The sequence below is a fragment of the Brevibacillus parabrevis genome, from assembly GCF_003710905.1.
GTDB classification, from domain to species: Bacteria; Bacillota; Bacilli; order Brevibacillales; family Brevibacillaceae; genus Brevibacillus; species Brevibacillus parabrevis.
In genome coordinates this window covers 423,560-449,365 of sequence record NZ_RHHV01000012.1, presented here as the reverse complement: position 1 = coordinate 449,365, position 25,806 = coordinate 423,560, and the positions used below count along the sequence as shown (strand labels likewise).

General features: G+C 50.4%; 28 protein-coding genes. All 28 read right to left on the bottom strand.

The genetic code is table 11. The annotated features are described in order from the left end of the window. Nucleotides 1-4: 4 nt before the first annotated feature. The gene (locus tag EDM60_RS18095) at nucleotides 5-2,047 is read right to left on the bottom strand and encodes a chemotaxis protein CheA (protein ID WP_122965212.1); all 2,043 of its coding nucleotides are present in this window, start codon (nucleotides 2,045-2,047) and stop codon (nucleotides 5-7) included. 20 nt (nucleotides 2,048-2,067) lie between these two features. Continuing rightward, nucleotides 2,068-3,180, bottom strand: a complete 1,113-nt coding sequence (locus tag EDM60_RS18090) for a protein-glutamate methylesterase/protein-glutamine glutaminase (protein ID WP_122965211.1) — start codon at nucleotides 3,178-3,180, stop codon at nucleotides 2,068-2,070. Between the two features lie 31 nt (nucleotides 3,181-3,211). Then, the gene (locus EDM60_RS18085) at nucleotides 3,212-4,078 is read right to left on the bottom strand and encodes a MinD/ParA family protein (protein WP_122965210.1); all 867 of its coding nucleotides are present in this window, start codon (nucleotides 4,076-4,078) and stop codon (nucleotides 3,212-3,214) included. 4 nt (nucleotides 4,079-4,082) lie between these two features. Beyond that, nucleotides 4,083-5,432: a flagellar biosynthesis GTPase FlhF gene (flhF, locus tag EDM60_RS18080; protein ID WP_122965209.1), complete on the bottom strand. Its 1,350-nt coding sequence runs from the start codon at nucleotides 5,430-5,432 to the stop codon at nucleotides 4,083-4,085. After that, on the bottom strand, nucleotides 5,429-7,471 hold the full coding sequence (gene flhA, locus EDM60_RS18075; protein ID WP_122965208.1) for a flagellar biosynthesis protein FlhA: 2,043 nt from the start codon (nucleotides 7,469-7,471) through the stop codon (nucleotides 5,429-5,431). Before flhA ends, flhF begins: the two co-directional genes overlap by 4 nt. 19 nt (nucleotides 7,472-7,490) lie before the next feature. Continuing rightward, entirely contained in the window at nucleotides 7,491-8,588 is a 1,098-nt protein-coding gene (gene flhB / locus EDM60_RS18070; protein ID WP_122965207.1) for a flagellar biosynthesis protein FlhB, read from the bottom strand. Then, nucleotides 8,585-9,367, bottom strand: a complete 783-nt coding sequence (fliR, locus tag EDM60_RS18065; protein WP_122965206.1) for a flagellar biosynthetic protein FliR — start codon at nucleotides 9,365-9,367, stop codon at nucleotides 8,585-8,587. The genes flhB and fliR overlap by 4 nt, the downstream gene beginning before the upstream one ends. A gap of 3 nt (nucleotides 9,368-9,370) precedes the next feature. Further along, nucleotides 9,371-9,640: a flagellar biosynthesis protein FliQ gene (gene fliQ, locus EDM60_RS18060; RefSeq protein ID WP_063227620.1), complete on the bottom strand. Its 270-nt coding sequence runs from the start codon at nucleotides 9,638-9,640 to the stop codon at nucleotides 9,371-9,373. Between the two features lie 30 nt (nucleotides 9,641-9,670). Beyond that, a complete protein-coding gene (gene fliP / locus EDM60_RS18055; RefSeq protein WP_122965205.1) occupies nucleotides 9,671-10,432 on the bottom strand; it encodes a flagellar type III secretion system pore protein FliP in 762 nt (253 codons plus the stop codon). After that, a complete protein-coding gene (locus EDM60_RS18050; protein ID WP_229049699.1) occupies nucleotides 10,429-11,085 on the bottom strand; it encodes a flagellar biosynthetic protein FliO in 657 nt (218 codons plus the stop codon). Before EDM60_RS18050 ends, fliP begins: the two co-directional genes overlap by 4 nt. A 23-nt stretch (nucleotides 11,086-11,108) precedes the next feature. Further along, nucleotides 11,109-11,471 carry a response regulator gene (locus tag EDM60_RS18045; protein ID WP_005834238.1) on the bottom strand — a complete coding sequence of 121 codons (363 nt, stop codon included), beginning with the start codon at nucleotides 11,469-11,471 and terminating at the stop codon, nucleotides 11,109-11,111. A 38-nt stretch (nucleotides 11,472-11,509) separates the two neighbouring features. Next, entirely contained in the window at nucleotides 11,510-12,874 is a 1,365-nt protein-coding gene (fliY, locus tag EDM60_RS18040) for a flagellar motor switch phosphatase FliY (protein WP_122965203.1), read from the bottom strand. After that, complete coding sequence (gene fliM, locus EDM60_RS18035) at nucleotides 12,867-13,862, bottom strand: flagellar motor switch protein FliM (protein WP_063227624.1); 996 nt, start codon at nucleotides 13,860-13,862, stop codon at nucleotides 12,867-12,869. The genes fliY and fliM overlap by 8 nt, the downstream gene beginning before the upstream one ends. Nucleotides 13,863-13,904: 42 nt before the next feature. Then, nucleotides 13,905-14,360 (bottom strand): flagellar basal body-associated FliL family protein, encoded by a 456-nt coding sequence (locus EDM60_RS18030; RefSeq protein WP_122965202.1) that lies wholly within the window; start codon nucleotides 14,358-14,360, stop codon nucleotides 13,905-13,907. A gap of 14 nt (nucleotides 14,361-14,374) precedes the next feature. Beyond that, nucleotides 14,375-14,596 carry a flagellar FlbD family protein gene (locus tag EDM60_RS18025; protein ID WP_122965201.1) on the bottom strand — a complete coding sequence of 74 codons (222 nt, stop codon included), beginning with the start codon at nucleotides 14,594-14,596 and terminating at the stop codon, nucleotides 14,375-14,377. Nucleotides 14,597-14,666: 70 nt separating this feature from the next. Continuing rightward, a complete protein-coding gene (gene flgG / locus EDM60_RS18020; protein WP_122965200.1) occupies nucleotides 14,667-15,485 on the bottom strand; it encodes a flagellar basal body rod protein FlgG in 819 nt (272 codons plus the stop codon). Between the two features lie 98 nt (nucleotides 15,486-15,583). After that, complete coding sequence (locus EDM60_RS18015; protein WP_063227628.1) at nucleotides 15,584-15,979, bottom strand: TIGR02530 family flagellar biosynthesis protein; 396 nt, start codon at nucleotides 15,977-15,979, stop codon at nucleotides 15,584-15,586. A gap of 24 nt (nucleotides 15,980-16,003) precedes the next feature. Continuing rightward, nucleotides 16,004-17,236, bottom strand: a complete 1,233-nt coding sequence (locus EDM60_RS18010) for a flagellar hook-length control protein FliK (RefSeq protein WP_122965199.1) — start codon at nucleotides 17,234-17,236, stop codon at nucleotides 16,004-16,006. Nucleotides 17,237-17,299: 63 nt separating this feature from the next. Beyond that, nucleotides 17,300-18,208 carry a MotE family protein gene (locus EDM60_RS18005; RefSeq protein ID WP_122965198.1) on the bottom strand — a complete coding sequence of 303 codons (909 nt, stop codon included), beginning with the start codon at nucleotides 18,206-18,208 and terminating at the stop codon, nucleotides 17,300-17,302. 12 nt (nucleotides 18,209-18,220) lie between these two features. Then, a complete protein-coding gene (gene fliJ / locus EDM60_RS18000) occupies nucleotides 18,221-18,667 on the bottom strand; it encodes a flagellar export protein FliJ (protein ID WP_122965197.1) in 447 nt (148 codons plus the stop codon). Nucleotide 18,668: 1 nt separating this feature from the next. Further along, nucleotides 18,669-19,988 (bottom strand): flagellar protein export ATPase FliI, encoded by a 1,320-nt coding sequence (gene fliI, locus EDM60_RS17995; protein WP_122965196.1) that lies wholly within the window; start codon nucleotides 19,986-19,988, stop codon nucleotides 18,669-18,671. Then, a complete protein-coding gene (locus tag EDM60_RS17990) occupies nucleotides 19,985-20,803 on the bottom strand; it encodes a FliH/SctL family protein (protein ID WP_122965195.1) in 819 nt (272 codons plus the stop codon). The genes fliI and EDM60_RS17990 overlap by 4 nt, the downstream gene beginning before the upstream one ends. After that, on the bottom strand, nucleotides 20,787-21,800 hold the full coding sequence (fliG, locus tag EDM60_RS17985; RefSeq protein ID WP_122965194.1) for a flagellar motor switch protein FliG: 1,014 nt from the start codon (nucleotides 21,798-21,800) through the stop codon (nucleotides 20,787-20,789). Before fliG ends, EDM60_RS17990 begins: the two co-directional genes overlap by 17 nt. A gap of 12 nt (nucleotides 21,801-21,812) precedes the next feature. Next, complete coding sequence (gene fliF / locus EDM60_RS17980) at nucleotides 21,813-23,399, bottom strand: flagellar basal-body MS-ring/collar protein FliF (protein WP_122965193.1); 1,587 nt, start codon at nucleotides 23,397-23,399, stop codon at nucleotides 21,813-21,815. Nucleotides 23,400-23,428: 29 nt separating this feature from the next. After that, nucleotides 23,429-23,728, bottom strand: a complete 300-nt coding sequence (gene fliE, locus EDM60_RS17975; RefSeq protein WP_063227636.1) for a flagellar hook-basal body complex protein FliE — start codon at nucleotides 23,726-23,728, stop codon at nucleotides 23,429-23,431. Nucleotides 23,729-23,747: 19 nt separating this feature from the next. After that, on the bottom strand, nucleotides 23,748-24,206 hold the full coding sequence (gene flgC, locus EDM60_RS17970; RefSeq protein WP_122965192.1) for a flagellar basal body rod protein FlgC: 459 nt from the start codon (nucleotides 24,204-24,206) through the stop codon (nucleotides 23,748-23,750). 2 nt (nucleotides 24,207-24,208) lie between these two features. Then, the gene (flgB, locus tag EDM60_RS17965; protein ID WP_122965191.1) at nucleotides 24,209-24,622 is read right to left on the bottom strand and encodes a flagellar basal body rod protein FlgB; all 414 of its coding nucleotides are present in this window, start codon (nucleotides 24,620-24,622) and stop codon (nucleotides 24,209-24,211) included. 373 nt (nucleotides 24,623-24,995) lie between these two features. Then, complete coding sequence (gene codY / locus EDM60_RS17960) at nucleotides 24,996-25,775, bottom strand: GTP-sensing pleiotropic transcriptional regulator CodY (RefSeq protein WP_005834266.1); 780 nt, start codon at nucleotides 25,773-25,775, stop codon at nucleotides 24,996-24,998. Nucleotides 25,776-25,806 lie beyond the last annotated feature (31 nt).

Here is a 25,806-nt window from a genome sequence, read left to right as displayed (position 1 = left end):
CCCTCTACTTAATCAGTGCATTGCAATCAATGATGAGTGCGACCTGTCCGTCACCCAGGATCGTAGCGCCTGAGATCGCGAAGACGTTGACCATGTACTTGCCAAGCGATTTGAGGACGATCTCTTGTTGCCCGATGAAGGAGTCAACGACCAGTCCGGCCATCTTCTCGCCTTTGCGCACAATGACAACCGCCACTTCATCTTCTTTATCCGCTCCGTTGTCCGGCACTTGGAAAATGTCTTGCAACGAAACGAGTGGAACGACACGTCCCCGGAAGTCGATTACTTTTTGACGGTGGGCCATCATGATCTGATCTTTCTTGAACACGGCTGTTTCAATAATAGAGGAAAGCGGCACCGCATATTTCTCGTCTTTGACTTGTACGAGCATGGCGGAAATAATCGAGAGCGTCAGCGGCAACTGAATCAGGAAGGTCGTGCCTTGTCCGCGAACGGATTCAACACCTACGCTTCCGCCAAGCGATTCGATTTTCGATTTGACGACATCCAGACCGACACCGCGACCAGAAATATCCGAAACCACTTCAGCGGTACTGAAGCCTGCTGCGAACAGCAGTTCATGAATCTGCTTGTCCGACATGCTGTCAGCGTTCGCCGGATTGACGATGCCGCGCTCAAGCGCTTTTTTCAGCACCTTTTCCTTGTTGATGCCTGCGCCGTCGTCTTTGACTTCGATAAAGACGTGGTTGCCGCTGTGGAACGCACGCAGTACGATAGTTCCTTCCTCCGGTTTCCCTGCTTTTTTCCGATCGGCAGGCGATTCGATTCCGTGGTCGAGCGAGTTGCGCAGCAAGTGGTTGAGCGGGTCGCCGATTTCATCGATAACGGTGCGATCCAGCTCGGTTTCCGCCCCGATGATTTCCAGATTCACTTTTTTATGTAGATCTTTTTGCAAATCGCGAATCATACGCGGGAAGCGGTTAAACACTTGCTCGACCGGAACCATGCGCATGGTCAGAATGATGTTTTGCAAATCGCCGCTGATGCGACTCATATGCTCCACAGTCTCTTGCAGCTCGCTTTTTCCGATCTCGCGTGCAAGCTGTTCCAGACGACCACGATCGATGACCAGCTCACTGAACAGGTTCATCAAAATGTCCAGGCGATCAATGTCGACGCGAATTGTTTTTCCGCCAGCCGTCGCTTTCTTCGCAGCAGCTGTCTGGGCGTTGTCTGCCGGCTTTTTCTCTACAGGCGCGGCAACTTCTGTGACTACCGGAGCAGGTGGCGCTTCACTTTTCAATTGAATCGGTTCAATGACAACATCCTGGATTTCCGAAATGTTGAGAATCGTGCTGCGCACTTTTTCGACCGACTGCATGGTGACGTAGGCGATCTCAAAAGATTGCTCGAAACGCTCGTTCTCGATATCCTCTACCGATGGCTTCGTCTTGATCACTTCACCCATGGATTCGAGCTGGTCGAACACCATGTAGGAGCGCGCCGCTTTCAGCAGGCAGTTCTCATTGAGCGTCACCGTGATCCACATCAGGTTGTTGCCCAGCTCCTTGGACTGCTTGAGCACCATCAGAGCGTAATCGTCCAGCTCGTGATCCTCGGCTGGCGTTCCTTCCTCTTCGGCAGCTTCCACTGCTTCTGCCTCGGCTACCGCTGTCGCCGCCGCTACTTCCTGGTCAGCCGTATAGTCGCCAGCCACAATCGCTCTCAGTTTTTTCACCGGAGCGGATACGTCAGCGGAACCATCTCCGCCCTCCGTAATGTCGATTACCATGCTCTCAATCAAATCCACGCTATGAAAGATCACATCCATAATGTCACTGGTAATCGTCAGTTTTTGGTTGCGGATCAGATCGAGCACATTTTCCGCTTCGTGCGTCAGGCTGGCCATGTCTTCAAAACCCATGGTCGCCGACATTCCCTTCAACGTGTGCGCCGAACGAAAAATCTCCTTCACGTGCCCAATGTTTCCCGGATCACTTTCCAGCAGCAACAAGTTGGCGTTGATTGCTTGCAGGTGTTCTTTTGATTCCTCAATAAACATGTCCAAATACTGATTCATATCCATCGGTGATCCACCTCCCAAAATCAGTGCAAGAGCTTGCACAACAGCTCTGGAATTTTTTCTAATGGGGCCACATGATCTGCCAGTCCTGCCTGGATCGCCGCTCGTGGCATCCCGAATACGACACAACTCGACTCGTCTTCGATAATACTGGTAACAGGTCCAAACTCCTTCATTTGCTTCAGACCTTTGGTCCCATCATTTCCCATGCCTGTCATGATAATTGCCCATTTGTCTACATTTGTCAATCGACTCACAGATTCAAAAAGGACATCTACGGAAGGACGATGGCCTCCTCGTGGCTCTTGCTGGTGCAATAGCGCTTGCAGCTTTCCACTCACCTGCTGTACCTCAAAGTGATATCCGCCCGGTGCAATATAGGCCGTGCCCGGCTCCAGCCATTCCCCGTCGGTTACCTCTGTCACCCGAATCTGGCACAGAGAGTCGAGCCTTTGCGCCAGCGACTTCGTAAACCCGGCCGGCATGTGCTGGACAATCGCGATCGGTGCAGGGAACCCGGCCGGAATTGCCGTCAGCACATTTTGCAGCGCTTTCGGTCCGCCTGTCGATGTTCCCAGCACGACCAACCTTGCTTTCCCGTTGTTTTGGATGCGAGGCAAAGCATTGATCACCGGCTGCGCAGGGCGCAACGGAGCGGGGGCAGGAATTGGACTTTGGCGCGTTGGTTCCGGCGCGGCAGGCCGACTCGGTCTGAGCGTCCTGCGCATGCGGCCTTTTACAGCAGCTGCCGCTTTGACTCTTTCGATCAGCCGATCCGCCACTTTGTGGATATCGAGTGAGATCGGTCCGGAAGGCTTGGTAATAAAGTCAAATGCTCCAAGCTCCAGAGCCTGAATCGTCGCCTCAGCTCCCTCGCGTGTCAGGCTGCTCAGCATGACCACTGGAACTGGACAGTCAACCATGAGCTTTTCCAACGCTTCCAAGCCGTTCATTACCGGCATCTCGATGTCCAGGGTGAGGACATCCGGACTGAGTTGCTTGCATTTCTCCACGCATTCGAGTCCGTTCTTTGCTCGATCAATCACTTCAATTTCAGGATCACCTGATAAAATGTCGCTAATAACTTTACGCATGAATGCAGAATCATCTGTGACCAGAACTCGAATTTTGCTCAATCGAATGTCACTCCCTTCCTACCTATGTGTCTCAACGTATGAAGTGTTTCAGCCTCGCAAGAAAGCCTTTCAGTCCATTTGTTTTCGCATCCTGTCCGGTCGGGCTGTCCAAGTATCGGTCAACCAGGTTCCGAATGCTCTTTGCGGCTTGCGATTGCGGATATGTAAGTAGAAAAGGACGCTGCTGCTTGACAGCTTTTGATACGTGCGGGTCGTCTGAAACATATCCGAGCGACTGGATGTCCATATCCAGAAAACGTTTGGCTACCATCGCAAGCTTGTCCGCTGTCATTCTGCCTTCTCTTTCCGAGGAAGCCCGGTTAATGACCAGACGAATCACAATCGCAGGGTTTCGCGCGTGAAGCATCTTAATGACGGCATAGGCATCCGTAATCGCTGGCGGTTCTGGCGTCGTCACCAGAATGACTTCGTCAGACGAGAGCATGAAGCGCAACGATTCTTTGGAAAAGCCTGCTCCCGTATCAAAGATGATCGTATCCGCATAGCCCTGCAACGGTTCAAGCCTAGTAAACAGGCGATCCAGCTTGGCTTCGTCCAGCTGCATGATCTGAGTGAAGCCCGAACCTCCGGCAATAAATTCCAGTCCGCCTGGCCCATGCTCGATGATCTCCCACACATCCGTGTCCGGCTCAAGCAAGTGAAACAAGTGCTTTTTCGGGGTAATTCCCATCAATACATCGAGGTTGGCAAGCCCGAGATCGACGTCGAACAATACGGCTTTATGACCCCGTTCGAGCAATCCAAGTCCAAAATTCAAACTGAAATTGGATTTGCCGACCCCGCCTTTTCCACTCGTTACGGTCACCAGCCGCGTCGTTTTTTCTTTCGCACCTGACTGCTGCATGCGCATCCGAAGTTGTTCTGCTTGGTCTCTCATCCAGTCAATCTCCCATAATCATCGTTGCTACCAGCTCTGGTGTAGCCACTACGATATCATCTGGGACGTTTTGTCCCGTAGTGAAGTAGGAGAGTGCAAGCTTGCTCTCGTGACAAATGTTCAAAACGGAACCGTAGCTGTTTGTCTCATCTGCCTTGGTAAAAATGACCTGCTTGTCAGGCACCTCTGCAAAGTTTTCCACGATCGTCTTCATATCGTTGTACTTCGAGCTGAGGCTCAGCACGAGGTAATTCATGCTGTTCTTCCCATGCTCCACCAGTTCCCGGATGCCTTGCACGTACTCATCGTTGCGGAAGTTACGGCCTGCGGTGTCGACAAAAATCAGGTCGCAGTCGCTTAAACGCTCCATGGCCGGAACCATTTCCTTCGGAGAAAACACCACTTCGAGCGGCACATTCAAGATGTTCGCGTACGTCTTCAGTTGTTCCACCGCAGCCATCCGGTACGTGTCCGCGGTGATAAAGCCGATTTTGCGCTTTTCCTTCAACATGCTGCTCGCTGCCAGTTTGGCGATCGTCGTTGTTTTGCCAACGCCTGTAGGGCCAAAAAAGAAAGCGTACTGCACATCCCTGCGAATCCCTGATGTTTTTGGCGCATACGAGGCAACGATGGAAGAAATGATGCTTCGCGCCTCGCCGAAAGCTGTCTCCTGATCCCACGTTTCCTCAGGCTTCTTCGCTTCCAGCAGCTTGCGGATGATTTCCGCGGTAACCTCTTCCCCTACTTCCTGGCTCACCAGCCGGCTGCGCACTTCTTGAACAGCAGGCGGGAGCTGTTGGCTCAGGTCATTGACCAAAAGCTTTTGGAACATTTGCCGCATATCGCGCACTTCATTGGCAAGGGCGTCATTTGCCGCTTTGTTTCCGGCAGCACCTGTTGATTCCGGTGATACATGGGGCACTTGCGCCGGAATTTCCGCCTGTTGCACCGATGGCTGTTCTCTCGCTTCCGTTCGAGGAGCTACCATCGGTGGAGCTGCTTTCGAAGCAGCTTCTGCTCTTTGCTCATTGGGCAAAGTCGCGGTCTTCTCGGCAGGCTCCTTAGCCAGATTCGCCTTCCGGTAAGCCTGTTGTGCCGTGTAGGTGCCGGCCTGTCCTTTGGAGGAGAAAACGTCCTTCGACCGATGTTCATCCGCGACCAAGGTGTTCCCGCGCTCGGGCACCTTTTCATCGACGGCAGCGATCACTTCGATTTTTTGTTTGCCAAACATACCGAACAATCCGCCCGTCTTGATCGATTTGGAGTTCAGGATGACTGCGTCTATCCCCAGATCGAGTCTGATTTTTTCCATCGCTTCTGGCATCGAATCGACAATGTAACGTTTTACTCTCACGAAATGTTCACCATCCCTACGCTTTGCACTTCAACATGTGGCTCAAGCTCGCTGTATGACAATACAGGAACGTCGGGCATCATTCGATCAACCAGCTGACGCAGATACATGCGGATCGCCGGAGAACAAAGGAGAATCGGCTGTTGACCGGAGTTGATCATTTTGCTCACTTCTGCCGACATACCCTGGAAGATTCGTTGCGATGTATCAGGGTCCATCGCCAGATAACTTCCTTGCTCCGACTGCTCCACCCGCTCGGAGATTGCTTTTTCCAGACCAGCGCCTGCTGTCACTACCCGCAAAGGCTGCCCTGGCTCTGTAAACTGTAACGTAATCTGCCTGGACATCGCCTGTCTCACGTACTCGGTGAGCACATCCGGGTCTTTGGTAAACAAGGCATGATCCGCCAAAGCTTCGAGAATGACTTGAAGATTGCGCACGGACACTTTCTCCCGCAAAAGCTTCTGGAGCACCTTCTGCACATCGCCAATCGACAGCAGTCCCGGAATGAGCTCGTCCACCAAAACCGGCGCCACTTCTCGAACGTTGTCGATAAGCGCTCGCGTTTCTTGGCGGCCAAGCAGCTCATGCGCATGGCGCTTGACGATTTCGGTAAGGTGTGTCGCCACCACAGACGGCGGATCGACTACCGTGTAGCCAGAAAGCTCTGCAATCTCCTTATTTTCTTCTGTTACCCATAATGCGGGCAATCCAAACGCAGGTTCTACTGTTTCGATCCCGACAATGGAATCATCTTCTATTCCCGGACTCATGGCAAGGTAGTGATCGAGCAAAATTTCCCCTTTTGCCACCTGGTTGCCCTTGATCTTGATCATGTATTCATTTGGCCGCAACTGAATGTTGTCGCGAATGCGGATGACGGGAACGACAATCCCCATCTCCAACGCAATCTGCCTGCGGATCATGATCACGCGATCCAGCAAGTCTCCCCCCTGTTTCACATCTGCCAGCGGAATCAGACCGTAGCCGAACTCGAACTCGATCGGGTCGACTTGCAACAGGTTGACCACGCTTTCCGGGCTGCGCACTTCTTCGATTTGTTGCTCCTCCACCTTGTCCGCCGATTCCTGAATCTCGATTTTTTGCTTTTTGTCCATGCGCCATGCGGCAAATCCCATAATCCCCGACACGGGCAAAACTGGCAGAAGACCGATTGGCGTGAAAAGGCCGAGCAAGAGCATGCAGCCTCCCACGATGTACAACAGACGCGGGAAGGAGAACATTTGCCGAGCGATGTCCTCTCCCAGACCTTCTCCGGAAGTGGAGCGAGTGACAATAATACCTGCAGCAGTCGAGATAAGCAAGGCAGGAATCTGGCTGACCAGCGCGTCCCCGACCGACATGGTAGTGAAACGGGAAGCGGATTCCTGGAAGCTGAAGCCATGCACGAGCATCCCGATAATAAAGCCGCCGATGATGTTTACAATAAAAATGATAATTCCCGCGATTGCATCCCCTTTTACGAATTTACTCGCACCATCCATGGCCCCGTAAAAGTCTGCTTCGTTTTCGATCTTTTTTCTCCGCACTCGCGCTTCTGCTTCCGTAATCATCCCGGCATTCAAATCTGCGTCGATACTCATTTGCTTACCTGGCATCGCATCCAGCGTAAAACGTGCAGCTACCTCTGCGACACGCTCTGAACCTTTTGTAATGACGATGAACTGAATGATGATCAGAATCAGAAACACGACAAATCCGACGACCTGGTTGCCTCCGACAACAAAGCTTCCGAAGGTTTCAATGACTTGCCCGCCTTCCCCGTGCGACAAGATGTTCCGTGTAGTGGATACGTTCAGGGCGAGACGAAACAACGTCGTAATCAGCAGAACTGTCGGAAAGATGGAAAACTCCAGTGTTTCTTTTGTGTACATCGACACAAGCAAGATCGTCAACGCAAGGGAGATGTTCAATATCAGCAACAGATCAAGCAGCCCAGAAGGGAGTGGGATTACCATCATGACAACAATGCTTATTACAAATAAAATCGTACCTACTTCCTTGATTCGAAATCCCACTGTTCATCCTCCTTCCTCGTTATTTCACTTTCCCTTGCAGCTTGTAGACGTACGCGAGAACTTCCGCGACCGCTTTAAACATCTCTTCGGGAATTTGTTGTCCAATTTCAACTTGACTATAGAGAGCCCGGGCCAGGGGCTTGTTTTCCATCGTAACAATCCGGTGCTTCTTGGCCACTTCTCTGATTTTCAGCGCCATGTAATCCTGGCCTTTGGCCAATACAGTAGGCGCGCTCATTGCACTGGCATCGTAGCGGATTGCGACGGCAAAGTGGGTCGGGTTCGTGATGATCACGTCTGCCTTGGGCAGTTCCTGCATCATCCGGCGAAGCGCCATGCTCCTTTGCCTTTCACGAATTTTCCCTTTGATTAACGGGTCCCCTTCCGCCTGCTTGTGCTCGTCTTTAAGATCCTGTTTGGACATCCGCAAATTCTTTTCATGTTCATATTTCTGGTAGGCGTAATCCATAATCGCCAGGATGAACAGCAGCAAACCGATGTAAATCCCGAGCTTGGCTACTTCGTTTGCCGTAAACGACAGGACGCTCCCCAGTGAGAGCAAAGAAAGCTGGGTTACTTGTTCCTTTGAATTCCACAAAATAACATAGGCGACGTACATACAAGCACTGATTTTTAACAGCGACTTCAGAAGCTCAACGACTGATCGCATGGAAAAAATGCGTTTGGCTCCTTTAATCGGGTCCAACTTCTCCAGTTTCATCTGGAGCGGCTCTGTACTGATCATCCATCCCACCTGCATGTAGTTGACAGCAAAAGCAAGCAAAAAAGACAGCCCCAGGACAGGCCCCACAATTTTTATCGCCTCGAAGGTCATTGTCATGACGATCACTTTGAGATTCTCTTCGTTCAACTGCCAGCTCGTGAAAGTAATCAGCGCTTCACGCATGAGGTTCTGAAACGTACCGAGCATGGATGAACCGAGCATCATCAGCAAAAAAAAGAATCCTGTTAGCGCGATGGAGGGCGACAGATCCTGGCTTTTGGCCACCTGCCCCTTTTTTCGTGCATCTTCTTTTTTCTTGGGAGTCGCCTTCTCCGTTTTTTCTCCGCTAAAAAATTGCAGGTCTACGGGTAAAAGGAACCTCTTCTGCGTCATGGTGATCCTCCGAGCGATTTCATCATTTCCGCGAGTGCCCGGAACATGTGGTCGAACAATCCGCTTAGCGTCAATAAAAAGGCGGGCATGACGACAATCAGGAGCAGGAAGCCTGCAAGCAGTTTGATGGGCAATCCGACAACAAAGATATTAAACTGCGGGACGGATTTGGCGATAATACCAAGAGAGAGGTCTACGAGAAACAGTGCGACCACGATGGGTGCCGCCATCATAAAGGCGCTCAGAAACATGTTCTGAAACACTTTTACCGCCGTCATCATCACAGCCTCGCTGCCAAAAGCAGCCCACATCTTATCAACCGGGATTACCTGATAGCTGCTCATGATGCCGCGCAGCAGCATGTGATGTCCGTTGATACTGAAAAAATACAAGACAGCGAGCATGTTTTTGAAGTTACCCGTAATCGGGACATACGCGCCTGTTTTCGGGTCGATCACGTTTGCCATGGCCAGACCCATCTGCATGTCCATCAGTCCTCCGGCAACTTGGATGGCGATGAACATCAACTCACAAATGTAACCGAGTATGACGCCAATCAGCGCTTCCTTCATCACATACAGTACAAACGTCAGGTCCAGAGGAATTTGTCCTTGTACAGGCAACGTTTGAAAGCTGATCAGGGCAACGATGAATGCCAAGCCAATTTTAAAGTGGGCTGGCACACCCTTGATCGAGAAAAAGGGAGCTGCGACGAAAAAGGCACTCATCCTGACAAACACGAGCAAGAAAACGGGCAAATATACGAGATAAAGATTCATAAGCTATCCGACAAAACGATGAAGGTTGCCAAAAATCCCCATCGTAAAATCAAGCATGACGCGAAGCATCCACGGTCCCACTGCCAAGATGGTAATGAACACGGCAACAATTTTAGGGATGAATGCAAGGGTCTGCTCCTGGATTTGTGTCGTTGCCTGAAAAACACTGACCATCAATCCGACCAGCAAGGCAATCCCGAGTGCGGGTGCGGATATCAGCAGGATGGTATAAACAGCGTTTTGGGCAATTTGCATTAATAATTCCTGTGTCATGTCTACCCTCCTGGTCCCTTCGGAATGCCGCTAAAAACTGGTCAAGAGCGACTTCACAACTAAATACCAGCCGTCCACCATAATGAATAGCAAAATTTTGAACGGCAATGAAATCATGACGGGCGGCAGCATCATCATCCCCATCCCCATCAAAATACTGGATATGATCATGTCGATCACGAGGAATGGAATGAAGATCATAAACCCGATCTGAAAAGCTGTCTTCAATTCACTGATCGCATAAGCAGGTACGAGAGCAGTCAGCGGAATATCTTGAATCGTCTTCGGTCTCTCCGCTTTGGTAAATTCCAAAAACAGCGCCAAATCTTTCTCGCGTGTTTGCTTGGCCATAAATTCTTTAAAAGGAATGACAGCCGCGTTGAATGCCTGTTCCTGTGTCAGCTTGCCCTGCATAAACGGTTGTACAGCCGTTTCGTTCACCTTCCCGAAGGTCGGTGCCATGATGAAAAACGTCAGGAACAGCGCGAGTGCCACCAGTACCTGGTTGGGCGGCATTTGCTGTGTCGCCAAGGCATTTCGCACAAAAGACAAGACAATGACGATTCGGGTAAAGCTTGTCATCAGGAGCAATATAGCTGGCGCAACAGAGAGCACCGTCAAAATTAGCAAAATCTGGATCGCTGAAGATGTCTCCTGTGGTGTCCCATTGCCGCCGCCAATTTGCAAATCAATGCTCGGAATAAGCGGTGATCCCGCTGGCGCAGCAAGCGCTATCTCTGGTACCAGGAGCATCACAGCGACAAGCACGAGCACCTGCAAAAAATGTTTCATTTTCGGTCCCCTCTGTCGGAAGCTTCCTCTTTGTCCCACGATTCGGAGTGGAGTGGCCGTTTTTTCACGTTGTCCCATTGGCCTTTCAGCAGGTCTTGAAACGTTTTTCCATCCACATCGGATGAGAACAGCAACTCTTCGTCAGCCTGCTTTTTTTTGCCAAAGGGCAGCCAGCTTAGCGAAAGCGGATTTTTTATGGGCCCGATCTCGGCATCAGACAAGATCAGATCCACTTCTTCACCCGGTTCGATTCGTCTAAGCAACTGGACGTTATCACCCACACCTACAATGTACAAGGACTCTCCGATCATGACGACTTGCAGCGTCTTCCCGTTGCCGAGAGCGGCTGCGCTGATGATCTTGATCGGCCCTTGACTTTGTCCGACTTGACGCCGTCCGAGGAAACGGAGCAGGAAAAAGATCAGAACAGCGATAAAGCCTAGTGAAAAAACGACTTGAACCAGATAGCCGATCATACTTCCTGTTCCGCTGCCCGGAATGGCCGCCGGCTGTTCGCCGCCGGCGGGCGCATTGCTCTGTTCTGTGTTCTTCTGGTTGTACGCATCGGCAACAGTACCTTCCGCATGGACGGCAATGGGCAGGGCTAAGACAGACAGCAACAGGATCAGACAGAAGACCCAGGATAGTCTCATCCCTGCATTCCGGATCTTCATCATTAGCTCAAAGTCTTTTTGATCGCTTCCAATACGCGATCCGCTTGGAATGGCTTCACGATGAAGTCTTTTGCCCCCGCCTGAATGGCGTCAATAACCATTGCCTGTTGTCCCATCGCAGAGCACATGATCACACGTGCGTTTGGATCGAGTTTTTTGATTTCCTTCAGAGCGGAAATTCCGTCCATTTCCGGCATGGTAATATCCATCGTAACCAAATCCGGACCCAATTCTTTGTATTTTTCTACTGCTTGTGCGCCATCACTAGCTTCCCCTACGACGCTGTATCCGTTTTTGGACAAAATCTCCTTGATCATCATACGCATGAATGCTGCATCATCAACGATTAATACTTTGTTCGACATGGATAGATCCTCCCCAATACTTGACTCTTGATTTGTTTTTATTGCAATTTTTGAACACGATCAAACTGGCTGATGATATCTGTTACGCGAACCCCGAAATTCTCGTCGATAACGACAACCTCGCCCCTGGCAATCAGCTTGTTGTTTACCAAGATATCCACGTGTTCACCTGCCAGCTTGTCCAACTGTATGATGGAACCAGCAGACAAGTCAAGAATTTCTCTGATCAGCTTCTTGGTCCGTCCCAATTCAACGGTTACTTGCAGCGGAATGTCATGCAAAAGGTTCAAGTTTTGATTGTCTCCTGCATACATAGGCGTTGTTCCAAGCGGCGCAAACTGTGCCGGAACGACGTTTGCCTGGTTAACCGCAGGACTGCCAAAATGCTGAGGCGGTGGCGGTGCCATTGGCGGTTGCTGATAAGCACCTGGATACGGCGCATAGCCCGGTGGCATCGCATACTGCGCATAAGGATCTGGATACATCGGTTGGCCTGGGTATGCAGGCGGTGGAGCATAGCCTCCAGGCGGTTGTTGCTGCACCTGTGGCGGTTGCTGCACAGGAGGCGGCGCTACAGGCGGTACGTGGCTCTGTACAGGCTCCTGATGCACAGGTTGGGCTGGTGGAGCCGACTGGGTAATTGCCGGTATAGAAGGCATTTCTGTCTCCGCTACAAGCGCTGCTGCTGCTTCGCCTTCTGATCCGCCAACCAGTCGATCGATCATCTTCTTCGCGAACGAAAGCGGCAAAAGCTGCATGATATTGGAGTCAATCAATTCTCCCTGTTCCCCGACCTTCAGACGGAAGGAAACTTTGACCAACGGACTGTCATCGTCCGAGAAGCTGTCTCCGCCCTTGCCTTGGGCCAAATCCATGACGTCGATGCCTGGAGGCGTAATATTGATGAACTGGTTAAAAATCGTCGACATGGACGTCGCCGCAGAACCCATCATCTGATTCATCGCTTCCTGTACCGCACTGATGTGCAGCTCGGACATTTCTGTATTGGCAGGTCTGCCGTCGCCGCCCATCATCAAGTCTGCGATGACAGCCGCATCTTCCATCCGAATAACCAGCAGGTTAATCCCTTTGAAACCGTCGGTGTACTCAACGTGGACCGCTACATGGGGAATCGGAAACTCACTTTCCAATTCATCCACATTGACAACGGAAACCGTCGGCGTGGTGATATCTACTTTTTGGCTTAACAAAGTCGATAACGCAGTCGCTGCACTACCGAAGGAGATATTTCCGATTTCGCCAAGCGCATCCTGTTCAAATGGGGAAAGAAAATCGGCCACATCCTGACTCTCCATGGGTCCTGCTTCCTCTTCGTCCTCAACCAAGTTGTTCGCGCGAAGCAGCGCGTCAATCTCGTCTTGAGAAAGCATATCTCTACTCATTTTGTTCCTCCCCCTCCTCTATGACTTCATCAATCTGCACAGCCATTCTGCCTTTGAGTGTCCCTGGTTGTCCCAGGAATTTCAGCTGATCGCCAATCTTGATTTTCAGCTTGGTATCAAGCGACTGATCCAATTGAATGACGTCTCCTTTTTGCAGTTGCAAGAAATCGCCGACTGTAATTGTAGCGGTTCCCATTTCTGCAATAATCGGCAGTTTGGCAACCTTGACTCGCTCTTCGACCCGCAGGCGCTCATCCTCATCCCGCGTCTTTTTCTGCTTGGAGAACCAGTATTGCCCGGAGAGCTTGGTCATGATTGGCTCCAGTACAACGTGAGGCAGACAGAGGTTGATCATTCCTGTCGTATCTCCAATTTTGGTACTGAACGAGATTACGACGACAATCTCGTTTGGCGAGACAATCTGCATGAACTGGGGATTCATCTCCAGTCCTTCCTGGTACGGATCAAGCTCAATAATTTGCTTCCATGCCTCGTGGAAAGTATCCAGCGCTTTGCCGAATACTCGCTCCATCACCGTTGTTTCAATTTCCGTAAGTGCACCCATTTTTTCCGGGATTGCACCCTGGCCACCAAGAAGCCGATCCAGCATGGTATAGGCGATGTTTGGATTGACTTCCAAGACCATTCGTCCTTCCAAAGGTGGAGCTTCGAAGATGTTCAAGATGGTCATCTTGGGAATGGAGCGGATAAATTCGTCATACGGCAATTGATCGACGGAGGCAACCGTAATTTGCACGAAGGTACGGAGCTGAGCTGAAAAATAAGTAGTCAACAGCCTCGCATAGTTCTCGTGGATTCGCGTCAAGCCACGGATCTGATCTTTGGAGAACCGCAACGCGCGTTTAAAATCATACACTTTGACTTTGCGCTCAGTCTCTTCTTTTTTCAGCTCGTTGGCATCCATCTCGCCAGATGATAGAGCGGCCAACAACGCATCAATCTCACTTTGTGAGAGAACCTCGGCCATATGTCGTCACCTCCTTGCTATGTATCCGTGTGATCGCTTCCTTTATGACAAGACGCGCTTGGTCGTCACAACTTGCACGATCTTGCCCTCTTGCATCAGGGAGCTGATTTCATTCATAATTTTTGCTTCCAGCTTGTTTACGCCTTCTGTTCCTTTTATGTCTTCTGGCGTCAGGCCAGCCAACGTTTTGATAATGACCTGATTGACCTGGGGCAAACGTTGCTCCAGCTCCGCTTTCGCATCCGAGCTGTCCGCTGTGATGCTAAAGCGCACGATCATGTAGTTGTTCGTCAGCAGATTGGTCGTAATTTCGCCTGTGTCAACGGAGTACTCTTTCATTTCCTTCGCGGACAAAGGCTTCATTTCTGTTTGTTCCGTGCTGGCCGTCTGAGCGGCCGGAGAGAGGTATGTTTGCCAAAGGACAAACGAGATTACTCCCAGTAGCGAAATCGCGATGATGATAATTAGAGCCATGTTAAACAAACGATTTTGAAACATCGCAATGCCTCCCGCTATTCATTTAAGTCGTCCGGCAGCTTGGGTGCAGTCGCTATCGGATGAGCATTTTGATAAAAAGCCTGAACACGTTCAGCGATCGATTCGATAGAATCCTTCACGATGTACTTCCTGTCGTTGAACAACGTAATCACAGTGTCTGGTGTCGCTTCAACAGTTTCAATGTGAGTAATGTTCAGATAAAAAGCAGTGCCGTTAAAACGGGTCAGTTTGATCATCGTGTGCTCCTCCTGGGATCAAGCAGGGGAAGGAGTCAATCGCTTCCCCTCCCTAACCCACTGCAAGAAGTTATCGTTTCAGGTTCACCAATTCTTCGAGAACGGAATCGGAAGTGGTAATGATCCGCGAGTTGGCCTGGAAGCCGCGCTGCGCGACGATCATTTCCGTAAACTCTTCGGAAAGGTCAACGTTGGACATTTCCAGTTGTCCGGCAATGACGCTCACTTTTGCTGTACCTGGGGTAACAGGTGTCATTGGATCTTCATCGCGCGCTCCCGCGTTCACTGTGTTCTCATACAGGGAGTTGCCGACCTTTTTCAAACCGCCTGGGTTGTTGAAGGTCATGACACCGACCGTATTGTCGGAAGCGAGCGTTCCGGCTTCATCTACGGTAGTGATTACGCCGTCCTTGCCGATCGAGTAAGAGACAATCCCGTCAGCCTGGTTGATTTGAATCGGAGCAGCGTCCGAGTTCAACAGCTTGAGTCCTTGCGGGTTTACCAGGAACCCTTGGGAATCGCGGGTGAAGTTACCAGCGCGTGTATAGTAGATCGTTGCGCCATCATCCGGAGTCACCATGAAGAAGGCGTCACCCTCGATGGAAAGGTCCGTTGGCAAGTTGGTCGTCATCGGGCTTCCCGCAGAAAACACGGTATCAATCGATGCAATCGATGAACCAAGACCGATTTGAGTCGGGTTGGTACCACCTTTTCCTCCGTCAGTAGGAGCACCGGCGCCTTGCACGTTTTGGCTCAAAATGTCTTGGAACATCACGCGGCCCTTTTTGAAGCCCACTGTGTTTACGTTCGCAATGTTGTTACCAATGACATCGAGCTTTGTTTGAAAGCCACGCATACCTGAGATACCTGAATACATGGAACGAAGCATGATCTGTTTCCTCCTCTGCTTTCTCGCTTGTCTAGATTACCTCTGTCGTTCGGTAACCATCAGGCTTCCTCCTGGGAGGTCCAGCCCGTACAGGCCATTTATACGAAGATGGCGCTGTCTATGTTTGTAAATACGTTGTCTTTCATGCTGCCATCGTCCACAGCGGTAATGATCTTCCGATTTACGATACTCACGACATAAGCCACGTTATCCATGATGATAAGAGATTCTCTGGCGCCTTTGGAGGCTGCCTTTTGAACCGCTGACTCCAAACGCTCCATCTGCTGTCCGCCAAGGGCAATTCCACGCTGCTGCAAGCGGCTAATAGCGTGCTGACTGAACGATAGTGGCTGTGTCTTGGCAGTTGGCGATGTCGCTTCCGTCAAATACTGTTGAAACGATTTGCCAGTCCCCTGAGCTGTTTGGGCAGCCGTTTTGGTGACGTGATTCGTTTTCGGAGGGAAATAGGGCTGCGCGACACGAAATTGGTTCATGCTGCTTCCTCCTTCATTCCAATCCTAGACGAGATCGTTCACTCCGCGGGCCGATTCCCGCAGGCGATTCCAGAGCGACTCGCTCGTTTCACTGCTGTCTACGAGTGCGTCCAGAGCAAACTCTTGCTCTTCCTCTTTCTGTTGCTGCTGGTTTTCTCGTTGTTGTCCAGCTTGCTCACGCTGCTGCTGGAAGTTGAATGCGGTGTCCTGCTGCTGGTTGACTTCCAGTCGATCCACCTGCAAGCCTTGCTGCGTCAATGCCATCCGCAATTGCGGAAGCTGATTGTCGAGCAAATCTTTGCCTGCCTGCGTTTCAGCGTGGAACTGAGCAGTGATCACGCCATTGTGCGACGTAATTGTCACGTCTACTTGTCCAAGTGATTGCGGGTTCAAGATCAGCTTAGCTTCATGCACACCGTTTTGCCCGCCAAGTTGCAACTTCGAGACAAACAGCTGTGTGAGCTGCTGCGGCAATTGGTTCGCATTCACATGATGCGGCTGTGCTTGTGACTGTTGGAAGGAAGCGTTTTGCGTTTGCGTCGTTTGCTGGGCGACAACCGGGTTTTGGTTGGCCATCGTCAAGCCGCCGTCTTCCTGATTTCCTTCTTGGTTCAACAGGCTGCCGGAAAGTGCAGGTTGAACCGTTTGCGTGGCTACTCCCGCCTCCAGCTTGTAGGCAGCCAAGCCCTGATTCATTCGCAAAGGCGAAATTGTCTTGAACCCTTCTTGCTGCGAAGCATTCAGAACGGGAACCGCTTCGGAACGCAGTTGCAAAACCCCGTTCTTTTGCTTGCTTTCATTGCCTTTCTGGTTCTTCAGGGACTCGAGAAGTGCGGCCAACTTGTTCAGTTCCTCGGAAGAAGTCTCGCTTTGCGAAAGCTTGGACAAAAGCTGTTTCAGATCCATTCCGGACTGTGCCTGAAGTTCCTGGCTAAGCCCAGACGCTTTTCCCAAAAGCTGTTCAACGGCTGCTGCTTTCTCTTCTACTTGTCCATTCAATTCTTGATTGCCTTGTTGACTGGCGGCAAGCAGTTGAGCGATCAGCGCCATCAGTTCATCCAGCAATTTCTGGTCGTCTTCTGACAAGCCTTCTGGAGCCGCAACGGCGCCTTTGGAATCGAGCATCGCTTCAAAAGATTGCAGCATTTGCAGCGAAAACAGTTGTCCCAAGCCAGCTTCTCCATTGCCCGCAGTACCAGTGGCAGATGTTACACTACCAGCCGAGCCTACCGGCGGAGTCAGATTGGCTACATTCATCTCGTCACCTCCTTATGGTTGATTTGTTGCTTATTTTAACGATAACGAGAAGCGAAGCTTTTGTTATCGAAGCAACTCTTCCGTAATGCGAGCCGCCAAATTGTCTTTTTCTTTCTTGTCCTCTTTGGCGATCGCTGAGAGAGTTTGCGCCCGTTTGTCCGCAGGCATTTCTTTGATCAGTGACAAGGCTCTGCTCTTGTTCGTCGCCATCAGCGAGCGAATGACCGCCGCGGAATCTTCCGCAGGCATCTGAGCAAACGTGTCACTCAACACTTGATCGTTAGCGCTCGCGGAAGTACCGCTGCGCGTTTCGCTGAGTGCTTTCGTCAACACTTGAACGCGCTCCTGGAGAGCAGCGATGTCATCATCTTTGTTGACCACAGAGTCTTTTAGCAGAATGGAAATGTCAGCCGCTTTTTTCGGGTCCATTTTGGCCAAAATGTCAGCGCGCTGGTTTGGCTTCATTTTGGTCATGACCGTGACAGACTCATCCAGGCTAAGATTTTCGATGATGGCTGCTGCATTTTTCGCTGACATGGTCGTGTACACCTTGGCGAGATCAGCAAACTGCTTTTGACGCTCATCCTCGGTGGCCCTGCGATCTTCCATAAGCTTGTTCAAGTCTTGCACTTGCTTTTCCAACGCTTGGATCGTTGCATCCTTTTTGGCTGCTTCTTCTTTCAGCACGGAAATTTGCTGCTGGTTTTTCGCCTGATCCTGCTGCAAAGTCGCAACCTGTTTCTCGGTGTCGGGTTTCTTTTCTTCACCGGGTGTAGCCGCGTATTCGTCCGGGACGAGCTTTTCCACGTACGGTATGGAGTTAGCCCAGTGGAGAACATTCCCTAGCACGTTTACTCCCAGCAAGCTCAGGAGTACGCCGCCAAGGAGGCTGGCAAACAGTGCAGGAATGACAATCATGTAGAAAAACCATTCCCACCTGCCGTATTCCCGTTCTTCTTGGATTTCTTCCATCTGGTACCTCCCTTAGTTGCTGCGGCGAAGATAGAGCTGAGTGCCGATTTCATCCAATTCTTTTTGTTCGCGCTGACGCTGTTCGTCGAGAAATTGGTAGAGAGATTTTTCACGCAATCGATGCCATAGCTTTGATTCCTTCATTCTCTCCGTCAAATGGGACTGACATCGTTCCACATCCTGCTCACATCCGCGCAACGTTCGCTGCTGTCTCGTTATCGATCTGGCAACCGACTGTTGATACTGCGTGATTGAAATCAGTTGGGCGGCACTGCATGTCTGCATTTGCGTTTCCTCAAGCATATGGGTCATCTCATCATGCTGCACTGTCAATTGCGCGAGCTTCCACTCTTCTTCGTTCTTGCGTTGAACCGATTTCCCAAATGCCCACTCTGCCTGCTCTTTCTCTTTTTCCTTCAGATCGAGAACTTTTTGGAGATGAAACTGAAACACTTTCACATTAGTTCACTCCTCCGAAATGGGCTAACAGCGCCTTGACCGCGCTTTGTAATGTCGAGGGCTCATGTGTCCCTTGAGCCGTAAACTCTGTAATGATGTCTTTGTAGCGGACGGCAGCATCAATATCGCGGTTCGAGCCAGGCTTGTACGCTCCGATATTGATCAAATCTTCCGCCTCGCGAAAAGTGGCCAAATGTTTTTTCAACTGTCTTGCCGCTTCCTTGTGATCGTCTGTAACGATCTCTGACATGACACGGCTGACGCTCGCCATCACATCAATGGCAGGAAAGTGGCCTTTTTGCGCGATTTTCCGGTCGAGCACAATATGTCCGTCCAAAATTCCTCGCGCCGCATCCGCAATCGGGTCATTCATGTCGTCGGAGTCGACGAGCACCGTGTAAAACGCCGTAATGCTGCCTTTGTCGGCTGTCCCTGCCCGCTCCATCAGCTTGGGCATCAGCGCGAACACAGACGGTGTATAGCCGCGTGTTGCCGGCGGTTCTCCGATAGCAAGTCCTACTTCCCGCTGCGCCATGGCAAAACGGGTTACCGAGTCCATCATGAGCATCACATTCAACCCGCGGTCACGGAAGTATTCGGCGATCGATGTGGCAATCAAGGCTCCCTTGATGCGGATCATCGCAGGCTGGTCGGAGGTCGCAACGACTACGACAGACCTCTTTAGACCTTCTTCCCCCAGATCGCGCTCGATAAACTCCATGACCTCGCGGCCGCGCTCCCCGATCAGTCCGATGACGTTGATGTCCGCCGTAGTATTGCGGGCAATCATTCCCATCAAGGTACTTTTCCCTACCCCTGATCCGGCAAAAATTCCGACCCGCTGTCCTTTTCCGACAGTCAACAATCCATCGATGGCGCGTACGCCCACGCTTAGCGGCTCTTTAATGCGCGGCCGCAAAATCGGATTGGGCGGCAGATTGTTCGTGGGATAGGAACTCAAGCCAAACGGCAACGCTCCTTGATACGGTCTACCGAGGCCGTCGAGGACAGATCCCAAAATTTCCGGGCCTACCTTCACTTCCAGCGATCGCCCCGTAGCCACTACATCACAGCCCGGTCCGATTGCTGTCAGCTCGCCCAGCGGCATGAGCAGCACTTTATTTTCGCGAAAGCCAACTACTTCAGCGATAATCGGCTCTTTGCTGTTTGCCGGATACAGATGGCAAATTTCGCCGAGCTTTACTTCTGGTCCCTGAGACTCGATGGTGAGCCCCACAACTTGCGTCACTTTTCCATTCACGCGCATCGGATCAATCTCACCCAGCGCCTGCTTGTACTTCGTTATGTCTAGGAAACTCATCGGGACTCACTTCCTCCGGCAATCGCAAGCAATGCTTGTTTGATCTCTTCCAGCTGTGTATCCACTCTTGCATCCACACTTCCGAGCGGCGTCCGAATCACACACCCGCCATCGGAAATCGTGTAGTCAGGATAGACGGAAAGCTCCGCCTGACCGTCCAGCAGGGCAAGCAATTGGGCTCGGTGGTCAGAAACGTAATCAAAGTAGTTGTGATTGACGCATATCGTTATCTCCCCGTGAACCCGGGAGCGTCGCAGCGCTTTTTTGGCAATCTCCATGACTTGTTCCGGATTTTGCTGCAATTCTTGCCCGATAATTTTTTTGGCAACATCAAGGGCAAGTTCCACTAAAAAAGGTTCCCCTTCGGCTATAATCTGCTGCTTGCTGCTGTACGCCTGCTCCAGAATTGCGCGCGCGTCAGAAAGTGCTTTTATCTCCTCTTCATACGCTTGGCGCTTCCCTTCCTCGAAACCTTTTTCCTGTCCTTCAACAACCGCTTGCTCCTGCACAGAGCTGAACAATTCGGAAGCTTCCTGCTGCTTTTGTTCCCACCATTGCTGGATCTCCAGGAGTGCTTCCTGCTTCAGTTGCTCAGCCTGCTCGGATGCTTGTTGAAGGATGTTTTGCGCGGTTTCTTCGGCATCTGCGAGGATCGTTTTGGCCTCAATTTCAGCTTGTTGTAAAATTTGTAGATTTTCTTGCAACCTTTCGGGATCATTTTCCGTCTTTAGTGGTACAGGCGTCACCGAGAGGAGAACAGCGTCCTCCGAAGGCCGATAATTAGCCACTTTGATAATCCTAGACAATGATATCATCTCCTCCACCGCGGGCGATGATGATCTCACCAGCCTCCTCTAAGCGACGGATAATGGCAACGATACGAGATTGTGCTTCTTCTACGTCGCGCAGACGAACTGGTCCCATAAATTCCATTTCTTCTTTGAAAGTGTCCGCCATCCGTTTGGACATATTGCGGAAAATAACTTCCCGAACTTCTTCGCTGGACACTTTGAGAGAAAGTTGCAGATCCGCATTTTCTACATCGCGGATTACGCGCTGAATCGAACGGTTGTCCAGTGTAGCGATATCTTCGAATACAAACATGCGTTTCTTGATTTCTTCGGCCAATTCGGGGTCCTGAATTTCGAGAGAATCGAGAATCGTGCGCTCCGTCCCACGATCGACACCATTGAGTACAGCCACGATTGCTTCGATCCCGCCTGCTTGCGTATAATCCTGCGTGACAGTGGCCGAGAGCTTCTGTTCGAGGACTTGTTCTACCTGTGCAATTACTTCCGGAGAAGTGCTGTCCATCATGGCAATCCGCTTCGCTACCTCAGCTTGCCGCTCTTGCGGAAGCGCGGACAAAATCATCGCTGCTTGCTGCGGTTCGAGATAAGAAAGAACCAGGGCAATCGTTTGCGGGTGCTCGTTTTGGATAAAGTTCAAAATCTGGCCTGGATCAGCCTTCCGGGCAAAATCGAATGGCCGTACTTGCAGGTTGGCAGTCAAGCGATTGATAATATCCATCGCTTTCGTCTCGCCCAAAGCTTTTTGCAAGATTTCTTTCGCGTAGGTGATCCCGCCTTGCGAGATTACTTCTTTTGCTACGGCGATTTGATGAAATTCGGCCAAGATTTTATCTTTTTCTTCTGTATCGACTTTTCGAACGTTGGCAATTTCCAACGTCAGTTGCTCGATCTCATCCTCACGCAAGTGCTTGAACACCTGGGCAGAGATTTCCGGCCCTAGTGAGATGAGGAGGATAGCCGCCTTCTGTCGTCCAGACAACTCTTTAGCGCCGCGAGCCATATCTTTCACTCCTTAATCTTCTGCTAACCAAGTACGAAGCAGAACAACAAATTCATCCGGCTTGCTTCGCGCCAATTTTTCAAGCTGTTTTCTGACCACAACCTGATCTCCGTCTTCCTGATAAATCAGATCCGGAATTTCGGTAGGTTGACCAGGTGCCAGCAAATCGGACATTTCTTCTTCCTGCTCCAGCTTCGCTTGATTGCGGCGGCGGATGATGAGGAAGGCAACAGCGGCGAGTGCCAAAACGGCAATACCACCAACGGTCCACAATACAGCTGGACTGAGTGCGCTGGATTCTTCGACAGCCACTTTTCCAGAGAACTGACGCGGAAGAACGGAAATATGCTTGTCCAGTTCTTCTTCGCTCAAATCGACAGCCTTGTCGCTTAACGTTACACGCACAACATTGCGCAGCACTTGCTTGATGCTTTCAAGTGTAGCCGCATCCAATTCTGTGCCATTCGGAGGCTCAACCCCGACGTTGATCGTCAAGTCTTCGATTTTGTACGGGCTCAACGTAATATTCCGAGTAAACCGATTGACTTCGCGATTGATTGTATCATTCAACTCTTCATACTGGCTGTTGCTTCCTTGAGGATTGTTCCCCGGGTAGTTTGGAACGGCATTCGCGCCTGTACCTGCGATGCCCCCTGGCGGTTGGCCTTGACCCGAGAAAGCTTTTGATAATTTTTGAGAAGAGATGATAAGTCCTTCGTTGTTCTCTTTGTCAGGCGCTTCCACGAGATTTTCCACGCGAGTTTCTTTATCAAAGTTCATTTTGATAAAAGCGTGAACAATCACTTTATCGCGACCCATGATTGTACCAAGCAGGTTGTACAGATTTTGTTGAATCTTCTTTTCAACCTCGGACTTGATCGCTTCTTGTTGTTTAAAGCTGCTCAAGCTTCCTTCTGCTTCTTCGCCTTCTGCGCGCTCCAGCGGATTCGAATATTGGTCCGTAATGGCAATCGCATCGATCGGCAACTTCGGAACGCTTCGGGAAACGAGCAGGTAGAGCGAGTTAATCTGCTTTTGCTCCAGGGTCGTGCCTGGTTCTACATCGACGATGACGGAAGCAGTTGCCGTATCCGGTGTCTCTGTTACCCAAACGCTTTCCTGTGGCAGTGTAATCATTACCTGTGCCGAGCGAACGCCTTTTACTCTTTCAAGCATCTTGCGCAGCTCTTGTTGCAAGGCTTCTTTTTTCATCACATCGAACTGTCTGTCCGTAACACCCAACGTATTGGAAAAAACTTCGGAGTTGATGCCTGCTTGGCTGGGGATTCCTTGTGCGGCAAGATCGACAATGACGTCTTGGGCCATTTTTTCCGGTACTTCAATGCTTGTCCCATTTCCAGTAATCCTGTATGGAATTTGCTGACCTTCCAACTCTTTCTTGATCGCGCCGATTTCCTGTTCACTAAGTCTCTGATCGTAGAGTGGCTTGTAGACCGGCTGAGAAGCGATGTATATGTATAAGCCCAGCGAAATTAACAGAAAAAGCGAGATTCCGACAATCATCCATTTTTGCTTTTTGGAAAACTGGTTCCATTTAGACGTAAGCTGATTTCTGTATAAAGCTAAACGTTCGTTCATGTTTCACCTCTCACTGGATAAAACGACAATCAAATCGGCATGCGCATGATTTCTTGGTAAGACTCAATCACTTTATTCCGGACTTGCATCGTCATTTGCAGCATCACGGAAGCTTTTTGGCCTGCAACAGTCAGTTGGTGCAGATCCGTAATTTCGCCAGCCGCGAATTTGTCTGCCAGATTGGCCGACTCTACCTGCGCCTGATTCACCTGGTTCATGGCGTCTGTCAAAAAGGCTCCAAATTCTTTTGTGACTTCCGCGGTGGTTGGCATTTTGTTTGCGACAGGCATCTTGACCGGAACCGCTTGTGAAAGTGCGTTTATGTCCATCTTTTACTGTTCACCCGCTTTATTTGATTTCCAATGCCTTCAACATCATCGCTTTCGTTGCGTTTAAAGCAGTGACGTTCGCCTCGTAGGATCGCGAAGCGGAAATCAGGTCCACCATTTCCTTCATCGGATCAACGTTTGGCATGAGCACGTAGCCGTCTTGATCTGCATCCGGATGGGAAGGATCGTATACGCGCTTGAACGGAGTGTTGTCTTCTTGAATCGCTGTGACCCGCACCCCTTGTTCTCCTCCTCTGCCAGACACCGTTCCAACCGCCGCTTGCAGAAAGCTGTCGAATGACTCGCTTGAGCGCGGTGACATTTCGATCATTTTTCGACGGTACGGTTGCCACTTGCCATCGACAAAAGTTGCGCGCGTCGTTTCTGCATTCGCAATATTCGACGCAATCGTATCCAGGCGCAACCGATTTGCAGTCAAGGCTGAAGCACTTGTATTAATTCCTTGAAACAAGCTCATCGTTATTTCCCTCCACCCTCAATGACACTGCGCAGTTTCTGGAAATGGCCCGCAGTCAGCTGCGTCAGGCCGCTATACCAGATTTGGTTTTTCGCCAGCTCCGTTGTCTCCGACTCCAAGTCCACATCATTCCCACTGTTTTGAACGTAGCTATTCGGATTGGAAACGACCTGTGGCATCGCGAACCCGCCAGCGTTGCTAAATGGAATGTGGCGTTCATTGGTTCGATAGGCCGCAAGCTTTCCAGTTCCTATTTTCCCATTTAGTTCCTCTTGCAGATAGCCCTCAAAAATTACCTGTTGACTTTTGAATTGAGGGGTATCGATATTGGCAAGATTGTTTGTGATCGTCCGATGGCGCAGTGTAGCGGCGTTCATCGATCTCTCAAGGACCTGCAGATGATAACTATCCAGCATGTAGCCTTCTCCCCCAATATGTGTCAATTCGTTTTCGCAAATCTGCCTATAATTCCTGTATTTTCGACAGCCAAGATACGATTCAATCATAGCAAAATCGTAATAGTGAAAAAAGCCCCTATTGATGGCGATTTTCAAAATGATTCAATGGCACTAAATCCCTGAACTTTCCTGTTTTTTTACTTGTTTTTACATGCAAACCATATTCAATGCGCTGTGATTGCACTTATCCCGAAAAATCAATGCATAATTTCTGGTAAAAGATTGTCGGACAGTGTTGCAACTAGGTATAATTACCCATGAAAAAAGGTACAGCAACGGCTGTTGCTATACCTTGAAGTTCACTTTGGCTAAACTTTTATTCTAGAAAATCTTACGAGGTTTTCAGCTTTTCCAGTTCAGGAAGCAGCTTTTCATTCAATACTTTAATGAATGTTCCTTTCATCCCCAGGGAGCGGGATTCGATTACGCCCGCACTCTCCAGCTTGCGCAGCGCGTTCACGATAACGGAGCGGGTAATGCCGACACGATCCGCAATTTTTGACGCTACGAGCAAGCCTTCCTTGCCTTCCAGCTCTTCAAAGATGTGCTCGACAGCTTCCAATTCACTGTAGGACAGGGAACCGATCGCCATTTGAACGACAGCCTTGCTGCGCGCTTCTTCTTCAATCGCTTCAGAACGCTCACGCAAAATCTCCATTCCTACTACGGTTGCGCCCACTTCTGCCAAGATCAGGTCATCGTCCACGAATTGATCGTTGATGCGGCCGAGAATCAGCGTACCGAGGCGATCGCCACCACCCATGATCGGAACGAGAGTCGTCCAACCGGAGCGGAATACATCTTTCATTTCCACAGGGAAAATGGTGTATGGGCTTTCTACGTCCAGGTTTGCAGACGTTTCTTCCACTTTCAAAAGGCCTTGGCTATACTCTTCCGGAAAACGGCGCTCTTCCAGCATTTTGCGCATACGTCCGTTATCCATCTCTTGGTGGATCGCAAAGCCAAGCAGCTTCCCTTTGCGGCTTACGACAAACGTATTTGCTTCAATCACATCGCTCAATACTTGCGCCATTTCATTAAAATTAACGGCATGACCCGCAGATTTTTGCAACATGCGGTTAATTCTTCTAGTTTTCGACAGTAGATCCATCTGTATTTCCTCCCAATGTATGTTACTACCT

What these genes read in the sequence shown, in the direction of transcription:
- EDM60_RS18095 (WP_122965212.1), bottom strand. Translation starts at nt 2,047, where the DNA reads ATGGATATGAATCAGTATTTGGACATGTTTATTGAGGAATCAAAAGAA.
- EDM60_RS18085 (WP_122965210.1), bottom strand. Translation starts at nt 4,078, where the DNA reads ATGAGAGACCAAGCAGAACAACTTCGGATGCGCATGCAGCAGTCAGGT.
- flhB (WP_122965207.1), bottom strand. Translation starts at nt 8,588, where the DNA reads ATGACGCAGAAGAGGTTCCTTTTACCCGTAGACCTGCAATTTTTTAGC.
- fliR (WP_122965206.1), bottom strand. Translation starts at nt 9,367, where the DNA reads ATGAATCTTTATCTCGTATATTTGCCCGTTTTCTTGCTCGTGTTTGTC.
- fliQ (WP_063227620.1), bottom strand. Translation starts at nt 9,640, where the DNA reads ATGACACAGGAATTATTAATGCAAATTGCCCAAAACGCTGTTTATACC.
- fliP (WP_122965205.1), bottom strand. Translation starts at nt 10,432, where the DNA reads ATGAAACATTTTTTGCAGGTGCTCGTGCTTGTCGCTGTGATGCTCCTG.
- EDM60_RS18050 (WP_229049699.1), bottom strand. Translation starts at nt 11,085, where the DNA reads ATGAGACTATCCTGGGTCTTCTGTCTGATCCTGTTGCTGTCTGTCTTA.
- EDM60_RS18045 (WP_005834238.1), bottom strand. Translation starts at nt 11,471, where the DNA reads ATGTCGAACAAAGTATTAATCGTTGATGATGCAGCATTCATGCGTATG.
- fliY (WP_122965203.1), bottom strand. Translation starts at nt 12,874, where the DNA reads ATGAGTAGAGATATGCTTTCTCAAGACGAGATTGACGCGCTGCTTCGC.
- fliM (WP_063227624.1), bottom strand. Translation starts at nt 13,862, where the DNA reads ATGGCCGAGGTTCTCTCACAAAGTGAGATTGATGCGTTGTTGGCCGCT.
- EDM60_RS18030 (WP_122965202.1), bottom strand. Translation starts at nt 14,360, where the DNA reads ATGTTTCAAAATCGTTTGTTTAACATGGCTCTAATTATCATCATCGCG.
- EDM60_RS18025 (WP_122965201.1), bottom strand. Translation starts at nt 14,596, where the DNA reads ATGATCAAACTGACCCGTTTTAACGGCACTGCTTTTTATCTGAACATT.
- flgG (WP_122965200.1), bottom strand. Translation starts at nt 15,485, where the DNA reads ATGCTTCGTTCCATGTATTCAGGTATCTCAGGTATGCGTGGCTTTCAA.
- EDM60_RS18015 (WP_063227628.1), bottom strand. Translation starts at nt 15,979, where the DNA reads ATGAACCAATTTCGTGTCGCGCAGCCCTATTTCCCTCCGAAAACGAAT.
- EDM60_RS18010 (WP_122965199.1), bottom strand. Translation starts at nt 17,236, where the DNA reads ATGAATGTAGCCAATCTGACTCCGCCGGTAGGCTCGGCTGGTAGTGTA.
- EDM60_RS18005 (WP_122965198.1), bottom strand. Translation starts at nt 18,208, where the DNA reads ATGGAAGAAATCCAAGAAGAACGGGAATACGGCAGGTGGGAATGGTTT.
- fliI (WP_122965196.1), bottom strand. Translation starts at nt 19,988, where the DNA reads ATGAGTTTCCTAGACATAACGAAGTACAAGCAGGCGCTGGGTGAGATT.
- EDM60_RS17990 (WP_122965195.1), bottom strand. Translation starts at nt 20,803, where the DNA reads ATGATATCATTGTCTAGGATTATCAAAGTGGCTAATTATCGGCCTTCG.
- fliG (WP_122965194.1), bottom strand. Translation starts at nt 21,800, where the DNA reads ATGGCTCGCGGCGCTAAAGAGTTGTCTGGACGACAGAAGGCGGCTATC.
- fliF (WP_122965193.1), bottom strand. Translation starts at nt 23,399, where the DNA reads ATGAACGAACGTTTAGCTTTATACAGAAATCAGCTTACGTCTAAATGG.
- fliE (WP_063227636.1), bottom strand. Translation starts at nt 23,728, where the DNA reads ATGGACATAAACGCACTTTCACAAGCGGTTCCGGTCAAGATGCCTGTC.
- flgC (WP_122965192.1), bottom strand. Translation starts at nt 24,206, where the DNA reads ATGAGCTTGTTTCAAGGAATTAATACAAGTGCTTCAGCCTTGACTGCA.
- flgB (WP_122965191.1), bottom strand. Translation starts at nt 24,622, where the DNA reads ATGCTGGATAGTTATCATCTGCAGGTCCTTGAGAGATCGATGAACGCC.
- codY (WP_005834266.1), bottom strand. Translation starts at nt 25,775, where the DNA reads ATGGATCTACTGTCGAAAACTAGAAGAATTAACCGCATGTTGCAAAAA.